The sequence below is a fragment of the Bradyrhizobium sp. ISRA442 genome, assembly GCF_038085055.1.
GTDB lineage: Bacteria > Pseudomonadota > Alphaproteobacteria > Rhizobiales > Xanthobacteraceae > Bradyrhizobium.
The window spans coordinates 1-14,926 of the sequence record NZ_JALGCN010000007.1 but is presented as its reverse complement, the minus strand read 5'-3'; the positions used below and the strand labels follow the sequence as shown (position 1 = coordinate 14,926).

At 60.6% G+C, this 14,926-nt stretch carries 18 protein-coding genes; 14 read left to right on the top strand and 4 right to left on the bottom strand.

What is annotated here, in order from left to right:
* Positions 1–88: 88 nt before the first annotated feature.
* From MTR72_RS16530 to MTR72_RS16490, 9 genes are all read left to right on the top strand, one after another.
* The gene (locus MTR72_RS16530) at positions 89–1,459 is read left to right on the top strand and encodes a tyrosine-type recombinase/integrase (protein WP_341510664.1); all 1,371 of its coding nucleotides are present in this window, start codon (positions 89–91) and stop codon (positions 1,457–1,459) included.
* Positions 1,456–2,082, top strand: a complete 627-nt coding sequence (locus MTR72_RS16525) for a hypothetical protein (protein WP_341510663.1) — start codon at positions 1,456–1,458, stop codon at positions 2,080–2,082. The genes MTR72_RS16530 and MTR72_RS16525 overlap by 4 nt, the downstream gene beginning before the upstream one ends.
* A gap of 68 nt (positions 2,083–2,150) precedes the next feature.
* Positions 2,151–2,372, top strand: coding sequence for a hypothetical protein (locus MTR72_RS16520; RefSeq protein WP_341510662.1), 222 nt, complete (start codon positions 2,151–2,153; stop codon positions 2,370–2,372).
* A complete protein-coding gene (locus tag MTR72_RS16515) occupies positions 2,369–2,740 on the top strand; it encodes a transcriptional coactivator p15/PC4 family protein (protein WP_341510661.1) in 372 nt (123 codons plus the stop codon). The genes MTR72_RS16520 and MTR72_RS16515 overlap by 4 nt, the downstream gene beginning before the upstream one ends.
* Positions 2,737–3,246 carry a hypothetical protein gene (locus tag MTR72_RS16510; protein WP_341510660.1) on the top strand — a complete coding sequence of 170 codons (510 nt, stop codon included), beginning with the start codon at positions 2,737–2,739 and terminating at the stop codon, positions 3,244–3,246. Before MTR72_RS16515 ends, MTR72_RS16510 begins: the two co-directional genes overlap by 4 nt.
* Positions 3,222–4,526, top strand: a complete 1,305-nt coding sequence (locus MTR72_RS16505; protein WP_341510659.1) for an AAA family ATPase — start codon at positions 3,222–3,224, stop codon at positions 4,524–4,526. The genes MTR72_RS16510 and MTR72_RS16505 overlap by 25 nt, the downstream gene beginning before the upstream one ends.
* A gap of 983 nt (positions 4,527–5,509) precedes the next feature.
* Complete coding sequence (locus MTR72_RS16500) at positions 5,510–5,794, top strand: hypothetical protein (protein WP_341510658.1); 285 nt, start codon at positions 5,510–5,512, stop codon at positions 5,792–5,794.
* Between the two features lie 22 nt (positions 5,795–5,816).
* Entirely contained in the window at positions 5,817–6,281 is a 465-nt protein-coding gene (locus MTR72_RS16495; RefSeq protein WP_341510657.1) for a hypothetical protein, read from the top strand.
* A gap of 48 nt (positions 6,282–6,329) precedes the next feature.
* Positions 6,330–6,608, top strand: coding sequence for a hypothetical protein (locus MTR72_RS16490; RefSeq protein ID WP_341510656.1), 279 nt, complete (start codon positions 6,330–6,332; stop codon positions 6,606–6,608).
* Positions 6,609–6,627: 19 nt separating this feature from the next.
* Here MTR72_RS16490 and MTR72_RS16485 read toward each other — a convergent pair whose 3' ends face one another.
* A complete protein-coding gene (locus tag MTR72_RS16485; protein WP_341510655.1) occupies positions 6,628–7,479 on the bottom strand; it encodes a class I SAM-dependent methyltransferase in 852 nt (283 codons plus the stop codon).
* A gap of 187 nt (positions 7,480–7,666) precedes the next feature.
* On the opposite strand from MTR72_RS16485, the gene MTR72_RS16480 reads away from it, so the two are divergent.
* Together MTR72_RS16480 and MTR72_RS16475 are read left to right on the top strand one after the other, a co-directional pair.
* A complete protein-coding gene (locus tag MTR72_RS16480; protein WP_341510654.1) occupies positions 7,667–9,574 on the top strand; it encodes a hypothetical protein in 1,908 nt (635 codons plus the stop codon).
* A gap of 24 nt (positions 9,575–9,598) precedes the next feature.
* Positions 9,599–10,039: a hypothetical protein gene (locus MTR72_RS16475; protein ID WP_341510653.1), complete on the top strand. Its 441-nt coding sequence runs from the start codon at positions 9,599–9,601 to the stop codon at positions 10,037–10,039.
* Between the two features lie 12 nt (positions 10,040–10,051).
* On the opposite strand, the gene MTR72_RS16470 is transcribed toward MTR72_RS16475, so the two are convergent.
* Complete coding sequence (locus tag MTR72_RS16470; protein ID WP_341510652.1) at positions 10,052–10,393, bottom strand: hypothetical protein; 342 nt, start codon at positions 10,391–10,393, stop codon at positions 10,052–10,054.
* Positions 10,394–10,558: 165 nt separating this feature from the next.
* Between MTR72_RS16470 and MTR72_RS16465 the strand changes: the two genes are divergently transcribed.
* Complete coding sequence (locus tag MTR72_RS16465) at positions 10,559–11,119, top strand: hypothetical protein (protein ID WP_341510651.1); 561 nt, start codon at positions 10,559–10,561, stop codon at positions 11,117–11,119.
* A gap of 123 nt (positions 11,120–11,242) precedes the next feature.
* Here MTR72_RS16465 and MTR72_RS16460 read toward each other — a convergent pair whose 3' ends face one another.
* On the bottom strand, positions 11,243–11,788 hold the full coding sequence (locus tag MTR72_RS16460; protein WP_341510650.1) for an LPO_1073/Vpar_1526 family protein: 546 nt from the start codon (positions 11,786–11,788) through the stop codon (positions 11,243–11,245).
* A 550-nt stretch (positions 11,789–12,338) separates the two neighbouring features.
* Here MTR72_RS16460 and MTR72_RS16455 point away from each other — a divergent pair.
* Both MTR72_RS16455 and MTR72_RS16450 read left to right on the top strand, forming a co-directional pair.
* Entirely contained in the window at positions 12,339–12,995 is a 657-nt protein-coding gene (locus MTR72_RS16455; RefSeq protein ID WP_341510649.1) for a hypothetical protein, read from the top strand.
* Entirely contained in the window at positions 12,992–13,207 is a 216-nt protein-coding gene (locus tag MTR72_RS16450; protein ID WP_341510648.1) for a hypothetical protein, read from the top strand. Before MTR72_RS16455 ends, MTR72_RS16450 begins: the two co-directional genes overlap by 4 nt.
* Positions 13,208–13,246: 39 nt before the next feature.
* Here MTR72_RS16450 and MTR72_RS16445 read toward each other — a convergent pair whose 3' ends face one another.
* Entirely contained in the window at positions 13,247–14,695 is a 1,449-nt protein-coding gene (locus MTR72_RS16445; RefSeq protein WP_341510647.1) for an acyltransferase family protein, read from the bottom strand.
* Positions 14,696–14,926: the final 231 nt, after the last annotated feature.

Below are 14,926 nucleotides of genomic sequence, written 5' to 3'. Positions count from 1 at the left end.
ACGGAAACCTGTTGACCTCGAATTGAAGCTCACAGAATCTCGCATCTGCTTCGATGTGCCCACACAATGCCCACACGGAGAAGGCGGGATGCAGCAGATCAGCGAGAAAGTCGTCGCCGGCTTGTCGGTACCGGTGAAGGGCAACAAGGTCCACTTCTTCAGCGGTGCGACCCTTCAGGGAAAGAAGGCACCTGCCGGTTTCGGCGTGCGCGTCACCGCGGGCGGGACGAAGTCGTTCGTGCTCTTCCACAGGGTCGACGGCCGCAAGTACCTCGAGACCTTGGGGCGCTGGGATGAGAACCCCCAGGGCGGAACGCTCACCGTCCGGGACGCAATCATCAAAGCAGACAAGCTCGCCAAAGACTTGAAGAACGGCCGGCGCGAGGATCCTCGGCCAGAGCGTACCCGCCGCATGCAGGATGGCGACGATCCCGAGGGGCTGAAGATTGGTGGGGCTAATAATTCGGCGCTAAAACCGGAGGAAAGAGACCCCGAGCAGAAGCAGCCCGGTCTGCTTGACATGTTCGTGGAGCGCTATTGCCTAAAGGAAAAGGCGCTGAAAAGCGCCGATCAGTATGCCAGCACGTTCCGGCGCCTCGTCGCTCCGGATATCGGGGACCTGCCGGTGTTTGGCGAGGGGCGGCTACGGCGCTCGCACATCGTCGACATGCTCGACGAAATCGAGGACGAGAGCGGTCCCGTAATGGCCGATCGCACGCTCGCCTACCTCCGTAAGGGCTTCAATTGGTTTGCGGCGCGGAACGAGGATTTCACGAACCCGATCGTGAAGGGAATTCGGGAGGTCGGGACAAATGCGCGCGATCGCATATTGAACGACGATGAATTGCGCGACTTGTGGGCAGCTCTGGAAGTTGTTGAGAACGTGCCGGCCTGTTATCCGCGGTTTGTCAAATCGCTCCTGCTGACGGTCACGCGGCGCAACGAGGCCGCGCTAATGCACTCCAGCGAGATCGACGGCAACGATTGGACGATCCCTGCCGATCGTTACAAGACCGGGATCGACCACCTCATTCCGCTCAGCGCGGCCGCGTGCGAGCTGATCGGTGAGAAGCCCGACGGCGCCAATGGTAATTCCTGGTTCATCTTCACGACGACCGAGGGCGCCAAGGGCTTCAGCGGCTTCAGCAAGGCCAAGCGCGAGCTCGACAAGGCTATCGCAAAGATCCGAACCGAAGCGGGCCGCGAGCCGATGCCGCGTTGGGTGCTACATGATCTGCGCCGCACCGGCCGCTCGCTCATGTCGCGCGCCGGTGTTCCCGCCGACCATGCCGAGCGCTGCTTGGGGCACGTGATCGGCGGCGTCCGGGGTGTTTACGACCGCTATGCGTATATCGAAGAGAAGCGGGCGGCGTTTGAGGCTCTCGCGGCTTTGATCGAACGGATTCTAAATCCGGCATCCAACGTCGAGGAGTTGGCAGGACGGCGGGCCAACAAATGACCCAGGACAGCACGGAGACGGAATTTGCCGAGCGCGTGCTCGCGCTTTACCAGGCTGCACTCCTGGGGAAATCTGACACGCACAGCGAAGATGATCTGGATGTGTGCAGAGTAGCGTTTGGACTCGCCGCCATCACGCAGGCAATCGAAGATCGCAAAGCAAAATATCAGCACGATCAACTGCGCTTGGTCGAGGCCGGACTATTTCAAGCTTCAGACATCATGGTCGCCCTCACCAGCGGATTCGGACACCCGGCCTGGAGCTTCATCGCTGGTATGCGCAGCGGCCGTTATCGACCGGGCAGGGCGCCCAGCGTCAACATCAGCGAGCATGAACGTTTTGGGGGGATTGCACTCGCGTATCAGCAGGCCGCGGCCGTGACAGAGCGCACAGCCGCAAAGCGTGTCGCGGAAGGCATCCGATGGGACGATCGCCAGTTTACGGCAGAGCAAATCCGGACTTGGCTTCGCCGGCACCGGCCGGTCTGTGAACGTCTCGCCGAAGAAATTCTGGCCGAAGCCAGCCAACTGTCTGCACTCAATCCGCTTCACGAGTGCGTCCTGATGGTGGGACGGACTGCGATCTTTCATTCGGGGTTGAGTGTGCCGGTCGCCGGCCGATAGAACGCCGGGGCAATTGCCCGGGGTTTTTGCCCCACGCAAATCAGCGAACGTCCATGCAGGTGAAACGCATGGACACCGCAATGAGCAACAATCAAACTGAATACCTCTCTCGCCCCGCGACCGCTGAAACGCTTGGCGAGCTTGTTCGGGGCAAGCCTTACAATGAGCGCACTCTCATAAACTGGGAGTTGGACGGCAAAGGCCCCCCAGTGACCCGGGTCGGTCGCGATGTGACGTACTTCTGGCCCTCGGTCATGCAGTGGCTGCGTAACCAGGAGAAGGCCGCATGACCGGGCCTGCCCGCTTCAACAGCAGGCGAGCTCGGCAGGCAATTCGAGGCGGTCGGGATACTGGCCTCGATATCTGCTCAGACCCTGCATTCGCAACGCATCTCGCTGATCCGCTCACTGAACCGCGGAAGATCGCCAGCTTTTGGCGCAATCGACAGCGACGGGAGGAGGTGCGGATTACCCTCTCTCGATATGAGGGGCGCCCGGTGGTTAGCGTCTGGGTATTTTTCACGACCCAGGACGGCCGCATGCAGCCGAGCAAGAAGGGCTTGGTGCTGGCGGTTTCCAAGCTGCCCGAGCTGCGCAAGGCGCTGGAAAAGGCCGAGACCATGGCTCTCGAACTCGACCTGATCGAGGCCGTGTCATGAACGCCGCCGTCAAGGTGTCCAACCGGCGTATCTTGGGTGACGTCGACGACTTCGTCGAGGTCTGTGGGCAGCAGGCCTGGTTCTTTTCCGAGGGCTGGATCGACCTGCACACCGCAGTCGACAACTTGCAGCGGCTGGCCGAGCTCTGGGGGCTGATCGAGGAAGTCGGACAGGACGCAATTCAGGCTCTGATGGCCGATGCGTTTGCGCCGATGCCGGAATTGCCCAGCGGCTATGCCGCGCAATTGCTCATGCGTTTCGAGCTCGACGATGAGCGCGATCGCTGGAAATGGACGGGCGAACTGCCCCCCAAGCCAGAGCCGCAGACCGAGCTGCCCCCGCGCAAGCCCTACCAAACGCCGCAATCAACGATCGACGCGTTCCTGCACGTCGCTCGTAGCGAGAGCACCGAATATCTCACGGACTGGCTCACGCGCCATCCGCTGGATGCGCCGCATCTGCATAAACTTTGGAAAGCCAAATGCTCGACCGCACCAGCGACGTAGACGAGGCATTTGCCAGGGTGGGGATCGGCGTGCCTGCGCGCGAGGAGCCGCCCGCCTATGACAGTATCCCGGATTGGGCTGACGATCGGGGGCGCGAACCGATAGTCGAGAGGCCGGCGCAGCTTGCCCAGGAGCTGCCAGACGGGCTCAACGAGTGGGACGCCGGCGACTTTGTCGACATGCCTCCGCCGCGGGAATGGCTGCTCGGCAACCAGTTCTGCCGTCGCTTCCTGTCGGGTCTGCTCGCGCCGGGCGCGACCGGCAAGACCGCGCTCCGGACGCTCCAGTACCTTGCCCTTGCCACCGGCCGGCCGCTCACCGGTCAGCACGTGTTCAAGCGCGGCCGCGTGCTGCTGCTCAGCCTCGAGGATGACGACAGCGAACTCCAGAGACGCCTAGCCGCAGCCCGTATCCATCACGGCATTGAGCCCGCGGACCTGAAAGGCTGGCTGTTTTGTGCCACTCCGAAGGGCATCAAGCTCGCCGAAATCAAGGATGGCGTGCGGGCGACCGGGCCACTTGAGGCCATGCTGCGGCGGACCATCCGGGACCGGCAGATTGACCTCGTCGGGCTGGATCCTTTCGTGAAACTTCACGGCATGGAGGAGAACGACAACGGCGCGATGGACTTTGTCTGCGGTCTGCTCGTGAAGCTGGCAATCGAATTCAATATCGCGGTCGACGTCCCGCACCACACGAAGAAGGGCCAGCAGCTCGCTGGCGATGCCGATGCCGGCCGCGGTGCCAGCGCTGCCCGCGACGCCGGCAGGCTCATGTACACGCTAACCAGGATGAGCGATGGGGAGGGGGAGACCTTCGGTATCCCGGCCGAGGAACGGCGGCTGTATGTCCGGCTGGATAGCAGCAAGGTCAACATCGCCCCACCGTCGGGGGAGGCGACCTGGTTCAAGCTGATCGGGGTGCCCCTCGAGAACGGCACCCCGGACTATCCGAATGGGGACGAAGTGCAGACGGTCGTGCCGTGGCATCCGCCGAAGACCTGGGACGGCATCAGCAGCGCCCAGCTTAATGCAGCCCTCGACGAGATCGAAGCCGGCATGCCGAATGGCCAGCGCTACTCCGACGCGGGCCCGGCCAAGACACGCGCGGCATGGCCCGTCGTTCAGCGCCACTGTCCCGATCGGACCGAGCCACAGTGCCGCCAGATCGTGAACACCTGGGTCGAGAATGGGGTCCTCTTCAACGAGGAATACGACGATCCGATCGACCGCAAGAGCCGCAAGGGACTCCGTGTCTGCCATGGAAAGCGGCCTTCGTGATGTTGCGCCATCACCGCAAAACCGTTGGCGCACCGTTGGCGCAAATCGGCCTGCGCCGACAACGCCAAAACCCTACCCATGGGGTTGTCGTTGGAGCACACGACAATGCCCCCTCCATGCGTTGGCGCAGTAATGGTGCACAACGCCTCGCGCGCATCCATCCACAACCCGCTATGCGCCAGCAGCGCTCTGCCTTCGGCGACACTCGCTGACGCACCGCTCCCATCTGCATGACCGACCATGTGCAAGGGCGGGAGTAGGGGGTCGAGAACATCACGTTGGGTGGTGTCGTGCGGGCGCGACGGAGGCTTCAAAACTCGGGCGATTACGCGTTGCGCCGACAAGCAGCGTGATGCGGCGGAGCAACGGTGATGAAAGACGGGTCACCGATCGCGAAAGATGCCCACACAGCGCCCACTTGAATTTCGCGACATGTACAAGCCGCTGCAAATCAGGGAGATTTCACAGCAGGCCACGTGATTGATGATCATGAGCGCTGATCGACGGGGATTTATGGGCGCAGCAACGCAACTCCAACAGAATGGAATGCCCGCGCGCGAGCGGCAGGGGGCCTCGCGATTCCAGGACCCGCCTATAGCGTGATGGGGGCCAAAAAAAGCGTCGCCGATCGAGACTGTGGTCCGGTGCCCGCACGACGTCAGCCCAAATCATCCGGGCACTGGCCAGATTTTTTTGCCCGCCAAAATCCCCAGCCGAGTCCGTACAGCGTCCAAACGCTTCCGTCGCTACCCAAGACTCAGCGGGCGCAAAACGCACCAGCGAGCCCCGCATACTCATCTGACGGCATGGAGATTTAGCTGATGAAAATCGTCCGCCATCCAGCGCCGCCGCAGAAGCCCTCGCGCCCGCTCAAGAGCTTCCCGCAACCCGCGCCGGCGCCAAAGCCTCCGGGGCGCAAATGGAAGCCGCTCCCGACTGGGCCGACCAAATTGCGCCCGCCAACCTAAGCCAGAGCATCAGCCATGACCGATAAAGCTTGTTTTACACTGCGCATCCACACCCGCACCGGCCACTTCGGCGAGACCAGCATGGCTGAGCGTTTGGGCGTGGCGAGCCTGCTTCGATCTGCGGCTTCAGAGATCGCGTCCGGTGCGCCGGCGACGCCGATTAAGGATGGCGGGGGCCATATTGTTGCCGAGTACGAGTTTGGGCCGGCGATGATCAACGGGCCCGGCGAGGGGTTCGACGACACGCATCGCAACATTCCGCCCGTCGGCATGGGCGGCGCGCTGCCTGAGCGGCGCTGACGATTTCGCAAGGAGATTTCTGATGACCGACAAAGTGACAATTTTTCATAGGGACGGCACGACGCGGAAGCTGCCCCAATCGGCTGCGCAGGCTCTGGTCTGGTGCGATGATAACTGGTCCTTCAGTCCACCGCCGCCCGACGGCTGGGAATTCGAGACGCCGCGGTACAGGGCAGCGTTTGCTGTTAACCCGGCGCCACGCGAGCGCTATCGCCACGAGCGGCCATTCACCGATGTGAGCGACGCGCATTGCTGGCAGTACGCGGAACGACCGGTGAAGGCGGGCGAGATCATCGAAACGCGGAGCTGGCCGCACCCTTGCTTCCGGCCTTTGAACTACAGCGCGAAGCGCGTGCACGAATTCTTCACCAAGGCGCAGAAGTCCCGGATGACTGTCTCGCCGTGGTGCCATGACCGTATTCGGCTCGATGACGGCCTATCGGGGCCGCTCAAGGTGGTCTTGCCGAAGCGCGAACAAGCCGCTTAGGAGCGTGCGCCAATGGCTTTTGCCCGAGTCTGCGACGACTACATTGGCTTGATCTCCGCGCTGCGCGATCGCGCTGATCAACTCCAGATTTCGCGCGAAGAGATCGACATCTTGGCGGGCTTTTCAGATCGTTATTCCGGAAAGCTGTTGGGGACGAACCCCTGCAGGACATTAGGTCGCATGAGCATGGGCCCGGCGCTCGAGGTCCTTGGGGTCAAGCTGCTGCTGATCGAAGACAGCGGTTTGACAGCGCGGACGGTTGCACGGCGAAAGCCGCGTCAGGAGCATCAGGTCAGGAGCAAGGGCCGGCAGGATCAGGCCGCGTGAACAGCAGCACTCCACGCTCCTACCGACCGATAGCGATCAATCGATGGGTGACAGGCAAAAGTTGATTCCGCGAAAAGCCTGACGCGAGAAGTCGCTGTCCGAGGGGATGATCGAGTAACGCCTGGTCTTCTTCGAGCAAGCTGTTTTCGATGATTTCCAGATTGCGCAGCGATCTTATCGCATCGTCGTACTCACGCGCATGACGCATGTTGAAGTTGCTGGCGTCCAGCATGTAGTCGACGATACCTTCGATACCGTGACCCCGCTCGCCATCAATCTTGTTCGCGCGTGCGTAGTCCAGGATTCCCGCTCGGTCGAAGGCGACATGGACCCAGGGATGCCCATGGAAGCAACTCATGTGATGGCCGTAGGGCGAGTACCAGAGCGGCGAAGCCATCGAGAAGATCGTTCCCCCGGGTTTGACCAAGCGTGCCATCTCGGAATAGCCGGCCGCGATGTCGGGAACGTGCTCCATGGTCGCGAAGCTGTAGACAAGATCGAATGAACGGCTCGGAAGATCCGCTTTCTCGATCGACTGCCGATGGTAGGTCACGCGGTTGTGCGCAAAGGCAGATCCGATTTCAGAGATTACATCCAGGCCATGAACTTCCGCCGCGCCGAGCTCGATGAACTCTCTACAATCTTCTCCGGTGTTAGCCCCTACGACCAGGACTCGAGCCGTTGAAATATTCACTCGGGCCGCCGCATCCTCCGCATTGATGCGATTGTACGACTTTGACCCGGCAAAACTCGCTGGAATCCCTAGGGCTCTCCTCATGACCCGCTTAGCGCCCGCGGGAATTTTACTCTTGAGCTTCTGATACAGCATCACGGAACCCGCACTGCGAAGTTTGGCGGCACTAAAGATCATCCGTTCTGCTCTGTAAATACCACGAGTGCGTTGCGGGTGAATCTCACCCGCTGATCATTCCGCACATCTTCGCGCCCGGAAAGCGCGGTGACGCGGATGCCAAATCCATAGATCCAGGCGTCCGGCGATCTTTTGATCACCCTTTGCCGCGTCGGGTCTTTCCGGGCCGGACGCCTGGAGACCACGTATGCTCAAACGCACAGCCATTCTTGCCGCCCTAGCCGCAGTGACTGCCGGGCCGGCATTCGCTCAGATGTCGCAGGGCTCGTTCGGTCAGTCGAACCTCGCGATCATCGCCCCGACTGCCCCGCCTGGTGACAACAGCAACCGCATCGCGACGACCGCGTTTGTTGCGAATGCCGTCGGTGGCGGAAGCCTGACGCTGGCGAACGGCAAAATCTTCATCGGCAGTGCCAGCAACGTCGCCACCGCGCAAACGGTGACAGGCGACTGCACATTGACTGCGCTTGGCGCGATCACCTGCACGAAAACGAACGGGGTGAGTTTCGCGGCATCGGCTACTACGGATGCGACGAACGCCAGCAACATTTCCTCCGGCACGCTTGCGGCCGCCCGCGGCGGCGCGGGTACGGTAACCGGTGCGCTCAAGGGCAACGGGGCAGGGCTCGTTTCGCAGGCCGCGTGCTCCGATCTTTCGGGCGTGGCCGCATCATGTTCGACCGACACCACGAACGCTGCCAACATCTCGAGCGGCACTCTGCCGGCCGGCCGCCTTCCGAACCCGACGGCGTCCACACTTGGCGGCGTTCAGTCGCTGACCTGCGCCGTAAACCAGTGGCTGAACACGATCTCGACCTCCGGTGTGCCGGCGTGCGCGCAGCCGTCCTTCAGCAACATCTCCGGCAATCTGTCATCTTCGCAGCAGACCGCCTCGATCGACACCCTGACCGGATGCACGACACAGGGCTCGGTGCTTTATCGCAATGCGTCGACATGGGTGTGTCTCGGGCCTGGAACTAGCGGGCAGCTTCTCTCCAGCGGCGGCGCGGCAGCGAATCCATCCTGGGTGACGGCGTCAGGCACAGGCACGGTCACGACTTGCAACAATGGTCTTAGCGGTGGCGTCAGCGCGACGACCTGCGGCAACATGAACCCTGTGGCTGCGAGGGGCGGCGGTTTCGATGTCTGGCAGCGCGGTACCAGCGTCGCGATCGCGGCCTCAACCACGGCATACTCGAATGATGGCTGGTATCTGGTGACGGGAGCCAGCCAGGCGAGCACGGTATCGCAGGTGGCTGGCATTGCCACCGGATCTCTGTGGGCCGCTAAGGTCACGCGGAATTCGGGCCAGACCGGTACGACTGTTATCCGCTATGCGATGCCCCTTGATAGCGACGAGATCGCCCCCCTTCAGGGAAGTAACGTTGCGCTGAGCTTCACAGCAAAAGAGGGCGCAAACCAGTCCTTCAGCCACTCCTTGAATTATGTCGTTTATTGCGGCACCGGCTCGCCTGGCAAGCGTGGCGCGTCGGCATACACTGGAGAGACCAGCGTCATTTCCGGCACGGCCACGACATCGACAACTGCGGCGCGCGTGACCGCGACGTCCGTGAGCGCCGTCCCGTCGAACTGCACACAGCTTGAAATCCAGTTCAATGTTACTCCGGTCGGCACGGCCGGAGCGGATGACAGCTTCACGGTTGACGATCTTCAGCTTGAAGTCGTCGCTGGTTCCGCGTTCACGGCCTCGCCTTACGTCAAGATAGACCTGGGCGAGCAGCTTCGGAAGGCTCAGCGTTTTTATTTCCGTCGCAACTCCGCCAGCGCGACCGACGTGATCGGAATAATGCAGGTTTGGAGTGCGACCCAGTTCTTCGGAAAGCTCTTTGACCTGCCGGTGCAGATGCGGGCGACCCCTACAAGCAACGTATCGTCTCTTGCCCATATGGAGATCTGGAACGCAACAGCAGCTACTCCGACGAATGTCAGCTCGATGAACTTCAGCGGCAATTCGGCAAATTCTATAGCAACCCAATCCGGTGCCGCGACCGGCGCCTCCCTTACTGCTGGCAACTCGACAATGCTTCAGTTCAACAGTGCTTCGGGCTGGATCGATGCCAGCGCGGAGCTATAGCGGGTTTACAAGCTAGGAAATGCCATGAGCGAAAATTTACCCGCAGCCTCCGATGTACGCCGGCGGCACATCTCGAAGCGCATGAAGGTCGCCCTCGATGCCCTGGTCCACGGCGAAGTCTCATCGGTCACGGAGGCCGCGGAGAAAGCCGGTCTCTCCAGGGAGCATCTGAGCCGGTCGATTGGCGAGCCGCACATCCGCGAGCTCCTGAACGAGAAGATCCTGCGGAACTTGACCCTCAACGCCGCGCGCGCTGGTGCCACGAAGGTGAAGCTGCTCGATAGCGCGAACGAGATGGTCAAGGACCGCGCCTCGACCTTTCTGCTTGGCCTGGCCGGTATAAATCCGCAGTCCGCACCAGCCGCGCCCGCAACGGCGACGACGCCGGGTGTCTGCATCATCATTCAGCAGCGGGACGCGCAACTGCCGATGATCGACGTCACGCCGCAGATCATCACGCCGTGATGACGCTCGCCTCTATTTGGCGGCGGTTGATGCCTCAATCTTGATTTGGATGGCCATGAGCCGTTCATGGATATCCTTGATTTGACTGGCGAGTGGACCAGACTGAAGCGCGATTTCGACATTGTTCACGCGCTCATTGATCCCAGCGATAAGCCTGTAAGTACGGTCCAAATCCGCCGCTTGCTCTGCGAGCCTTTGGCGCTCGATTGCCTGCAACTGGACCACGGCATCCGTGCTCTGCTGACCAAGTCGCATGCGCTGGACCTCGGAGAGACCAATTCCAATGACATTGAAGATGAGAAGGGCAATCAAGATCGTCCGGTTCGAAATCGATTTGGTTTCGATATCCGACATGATGTTGGGCCTCCCCAAATTGGCGCCTGGCGTTGAGAATAGCTAGGCGACCTCGCTGCTGGTATGAAAGTAGCGCTATCCGAAAGTTCGACAAGCGAACCTTCGACTGTGGGTTGACTAGACGGTTGTAGTATTGGAATTTTCCCCCATTAGGGGATATTTTTGTTGATCTTAAAGCATAATTTAGAGCGCCTGGAGCAACAGGCCCAGGAAATGGCGGCCGACGGCTGCCCGGAAGGGGCTCGCGAGGCATTGCTGGAACTCGCGGAGCGCTATCACTCGGAAGACAAAGCCCATCCAGGTCAAGCGCGAAAGCGATCATCGTGGGCGATAGCGGCTGCTTTGACGATCGCTCTGGTCAATATCCCCTTAGTCACATGGGTGCATTCGGGTTACGTCGAGCCAAAGGGTCCGCCCTTTCCTAACGCCTACAGGCTGCCAACTCCGTACCGAATTTATCCCAACGGCTTCGTTTACTCGTCTCTCGTTCCACCTCAGCTCGAGCGCTTTGCTGATGAGGACGACGACAATCAGAAATCGCCCGTTCTCCTCTACGAGGACGACAAGCTGCTTCCACTACCCCATACGCGCGGGTACGTGATTGCTGAGAAGGGAATGGGGCGATACTCCCACCAGAAGGGCAGGTTCTACTTTTCAAGCAGTGACAATACCGATGCGCGCTCAAACCGCCGGTCCTATTGGCTCGTGTTGCCAGCCGCTCCATGAGGATTAGTCGTCGGCCAGCCGGCGCTTGGCGCCGATGTGTCACGCCGCGGATCATCACGCCTTAAGATTGGTCACGGCAGCAGCAGCTCTGCAAAACGGATTTACGACCGTCGGCACCCACCATTACTTGATCCAGATTTCAAGAGGAGCCGATAGCCCGCACACACGTCTTGCATTTGCGTGGGCAATAGCTATTCCGACTGAGTTCAGGACCAAAGACTTTAGCGGTGAGCTATTCCATTTGGTCATCAAGGATGTGAAGCCGGGAGCGCGTTGCTCTAGCTGCTGCACACATAGCTCGTCGCCACACTGCTGAGCGCTTGCGAGCTGTTTCAAGGTCTCGACGGGAGGGCCATTTGGAAGTCTCGTCGGGATGATCATTTCCAGTACAGATGGCGGCAATCGAAACTGAAAGCTTCCTTCAACGAAGGGATGTGGAGCAATGAGATCGACGAGTGCACTTTGGCGATCCGCCGGAAGCGCCGCGCTCAATTGCTCGATCGTGAAACCTGCAGAAAGGGCTAATGGGTATTGTTGCTTTAATGCCGCGATCAACGGCGGCGCGGTCAAAGGCTCGAGATGGCCGCATCCTTGGCTTTGGATATACAGGTAACTGGAGTCTTCCTGAGAAACGTCGTCGACGAACGGAAGAAGACTTGGCTTTATCACTAGGTTAGCCAACCCACTGATATCGACGACGGATTGGTGAGGCGTTCGTTACGAACGATTTTGCTCCGTGCTGGTTTGCTGACAGGTGTCGACATTCGGCGGCGCTCCACGGCCCTCGGGCCTCGATCCGGCTGATTCGGCCAGTCGCGATGATGGCACGCAGCGCGAGCAAGTGATGCACGTTTCCCGCTTGTCCCACCTATGCACAGGCCACGGACGCGCCGAGGCGCCCCGGAGGGGATAGACAAAATTCACCAAATCATGATGGGATGCCCGGTGGGTGTGAGAACCCGGACTTGGACTTGGGGCGGCTCCTGGCGGAGCCGCCTGACATGCGCGCGGTGGAGACCTTGGCGGGTTTCCTATGGCGCTTAGGAGCGCCTTGGCGGGCGCGCCTCACCTAGCCTTTATGCCGGGGGCGGTGCGCCATGTCCAGAGGGGAGACCCTTAAAAGCGCTGCCGATCAGTCGTCCAGGCTGATTCTCACCCCCCGGCTGCCCGGTCTGTCACCGGGCAATGGCTGTGAGAGGCCACAACTGGACGAACCACCATGACCGACATCATCGAACTGTCGACGCGCCGCGTAGGCCGTGAAGGCCCAGCGTTGCCCCCTGAGAACGTCGCCGAGATCAAGACACTTCCGTACAGCGTCAGCCGCCGAATCCACTCCCGGAAGCCGCGCCGATCGAAGAACGGCACCCCGGAGGAGCGCGCCGCGAAGGCACAAGCGGCCCTGGTTGCGCCGTACAGCGGCGTAACAATGCCGGCCCAAGGGGGCGATCACGCTTACCTTCGCATCGCCGAGCACCGTGAAGCCGCGGCCATCTATGACCGCTGCGTCTATGCCGAGAATGAGGCCGAGGGCAAGGTCAGCGATGAGGAGTTCGCCCGGCTGCACCGAGCCACTGCGCGGGCTTTTGACGAGATGATGTTTGCGGCGCGCTGCTTGATCATCGACGCCCCCACGACAAGGACCGGTCTCATGCGGTGGACGCAATACCTCCGCAAGGTTCGGATCGACTGGGCCGGTTGCGACAGCGGTAGCCCGTACCTGCCCGACAGGATCAACGGCAAGCCATGGGTCGACACGTTCCTTAGAGGCTTGGCAACCCAGCTTCGGAAGATGGGCGCCGAGGCCGCGCCCGTGAAGCGCAAGCAGAACGGCGCGCCCGGCCTCAAGGCTCGCAACGAAGGGCCGCGGCAATGAGCAGCATCGTTGAGCTACGGCTGCCCGATCGCTTCGAGAACGAGGCGGACATCACGAACATCGTTTTGCTGACTGATTTGCTCGTTGTGATGCTCGCGCAACCCGACGCCGATACGGCCATCGATGGGATGCATCGCGTCATGCAGATCATCTCGGATCACGCTCACGCGCTTCGGGAACGGCTGAAGGGGAGCAAGCAATGCGCCGGTTGAAACGGTGAAGACCTGGGGCCCGCCGGACGCTGGCGGGCCTCATCCTTTCCCGCGTCGTGTTCGCTCACGCTCCTCCTTGAGATCGGGCCGATCGGATCCATGTCCGAAGTGGGCGCTGAGCGGCTCTTCCACGTCCCTGAGAACTTGGCCATCTTCCGTAACGACGCGCTCCTGATAGAGATCGGCCGGCCGGTCCATCCGCCAGAACTTTTCAACCCACCCCATCAGCACTCCGCCCTTCGCTCTCCGGGGTTCATGGCCGACGATCATGTCCACCAGCCAGCGTCCAGCTCCTAGGCGCCTTTGCCGCATTCGAGCCGAGACCCGGGTTTTCACTCCGATACAGCTTTCTTGGGAAAAGGTCCGCGCGCTTGAGCCGCATTTTGCACAGGTAGGCTCGTCACCGCGGGGCTCTCCACAAACGCTACATTTCGCACTTGTCGTCACTATGGCCTCAAAATTGATGCGAGCTACTGCCAGTCGTGGGTGTGGAAAAGGGAAAGCCGGCTCACGCTCCTGCCTCGTAAGTTTGTGCTTCCGAAGAGGTAGGGGCATTCTAAGCTTGCCGGCAAACCGGTTGATCGGCTTCTCGAAGAACCTGAAGCTTAGGACGGAAAACGTCACAATGACCGCCAAAGTGCCAAAGCGGACGATCTCCTCGCACCAGATAGGCAGCGCGATCCTTCCGGTCGCCACGTAAGCCAATTTGAACATGAGTGGATGCCACAGGTAGATCGAGTAGGACGCGTCGCCGAGAAGAACGCCGCTTTTCATCGGCACGGACCTTTCGTCTGCCAGATTGGAAAACCCGAGAATTAGGAAGAACAGGGCGATCGGGAAATACGTGCGACCGCCCCAATACCCGATGAAGAATGCAAGACCCGCCACCCCGATGACTAGCGGAATAAGAGGACCAATCGTTTTGAGTTTTGGTCGAGCGAGAAAGGCCAAGATGCCCGCCAGGAACTCGGAGTGATACATGGCAAGATGAGAAAAATACCACGGCATCTGAATCGTGTGGAAGGCGATAGTAGAGGCAGCCAGCGCTACGGCTATGCCGTATAGGCCGAACCATGGAGCGATGATCGCGGCAGCGAGATAGAACATCATCTCGTGCTGCAAGCTCCATCCGACATCAAGAATCGGAAACTCTTCGGTTGGAAGCAAGGTCGCACAATAGAACACATGGCCCCAATCGATGGCGCGCGAGGACCACAGGTAGGACATATAAACGAAGGTGCCCGCTGCGAGCCACCACAGCGGATATAGGCGGAAAAACCGCCTGATGAGGAACTGTCCGGAGCTGAACGAGGAACGGGAAATAGTAACGCAGATCACGAAGCCGCTAATAGCGAAAAACACGTCGACCGCGATCCATCCGTATTGTGCGAGAAGGTAAATGAGGTGCGCCGTGTCCTTCGGAAAGTTCAACAAACCGACCCACGAATGGAAATAAGCGATGCTGAGGGCCGCGAGCCCGCGCGCCAACTGAATCCCCGGTAACCGTTCATGCCCCATCCTTGGCGTCTAGCATCACAACCGCAGATCGCGCAACACGCAGACATGATCTAGCAACGCGCTGAAACCTCTCGCCGGAACCGCACGCCTGCGAAACTGGTCTCTTGATGACTTAGGCTTGGAGCACTCTGATGCTTGGATTGGGCTACGCAGGCGACCACGCCAGAGGAGCGCGCCGGCCTGCTCGAGATGGCGGGCAAC

What these genes read in the sequence shown, in the direction of transcription:
- MTR72_RS16495 (WP_341510657.1), top strand. Translation starts at nt 5,817, where the DNA reads ATGACCGACAAAGTGACAATTTTTCATAGGGACGGCACGACGCGGAAG.
- MTR72_RS16470 (WP_341510652.1), bottom strand. Translation starts at nt 10,393, where the DNA reads ATGTCGGATATCGAAACCAAATCGATTTCGAACCGGACGATCTTGATT.
- MTR72_RS16530 (WP_341510664.1), top strand. Translation starts at nt 89, where the DNA reads ATGCAGCAGATCAGCGAGAAAGTCGTCGCCGGCTTGTCGGTACCGGTG.
- MTR72_RS16510 (WP_341510660.1), top strand. Translation starts at nt 2,737, where the DNA reads ATGAACGCCGCCGTCAAGGTGTCCAACCGGCGTATCTTGGGTGACGTC.
- MTR72_RS16450 (WP_341510648.1), top strand. Translation starts at nt 12,992, where the DNA reads ATGAGCAGCATCGTTGAGCTACGGCTGCCCGATCGCTTCGAGAACGAG.
- MTR72_RS16475 (WP_341510653.1), top strand. Translation starts at nt 9,599, where the DNA reads ATGAGCGAAAATTTACCCGCAGCCTCCGATGTACGCCGGCGGCACATC.
- MTR72_RS16485 (WP_341510655.1), bottom strand. Translation starts at nt 7,479, where the DNA reads ATGATCTTTAGTGCCGCCAAACTTCGCAGTGCGGGTTCCGTGATGCTG.
- MTR72_RS16480 (WP_341510654.1), top strand. Translation starts at nt 7,667, where the DNA reads ATGCTCAAACGCACAGCCATTCTTGCCGCCCTAGCCGCAGTGACTGCC.
- MTR72_RS16455 (WP_341510649.1), top strand. Translation starts at nt 12,339, where the DNA reads ATGACCGACATCATCGAACTGTCGACGCGCCGCGTAGGCCGTGAAGGC.
- MTR72_RS16525 (WP_341510663.1), top strand. Translation starts at nt 1,456, where the DNA reads ATGACCCAGGACAGCACGGAGACGGAATTTGCCGAGCGCGTGCTCGCG.
- MTR72_RS16505 (WP_341510659.1), top strand. Translation starts at nt 3,222, where the DNA reads ATGCTCGACCGCACCAGCGACGTAGACGAGGCATTTGCCAGGGTGGGG.
- MTR72_RS16515 (WP_341510661.1), top strand. Translation starts at nt 2,369, where the DNA reads ATGACCGGGCCTGCCCGCTTCAACAGCAGGCGAGCTCGGCAGGCAATT.
- MTR72_RS16500 (WP_341510658.1), top strand. Translation starts at nt 5,510, where the DNA reads ATGACCGATAAAGCTTGTTTTACACTGCGCATCCACACCCGCACCGGC.
- MTR72_RS16520 (WP_341510662.1), top strand. Translation starts at nt 2,151, where the DNA reads ATGGACACCGCAATGAGCAACAATCAAACTGAATACCTCTCTCGCCCC.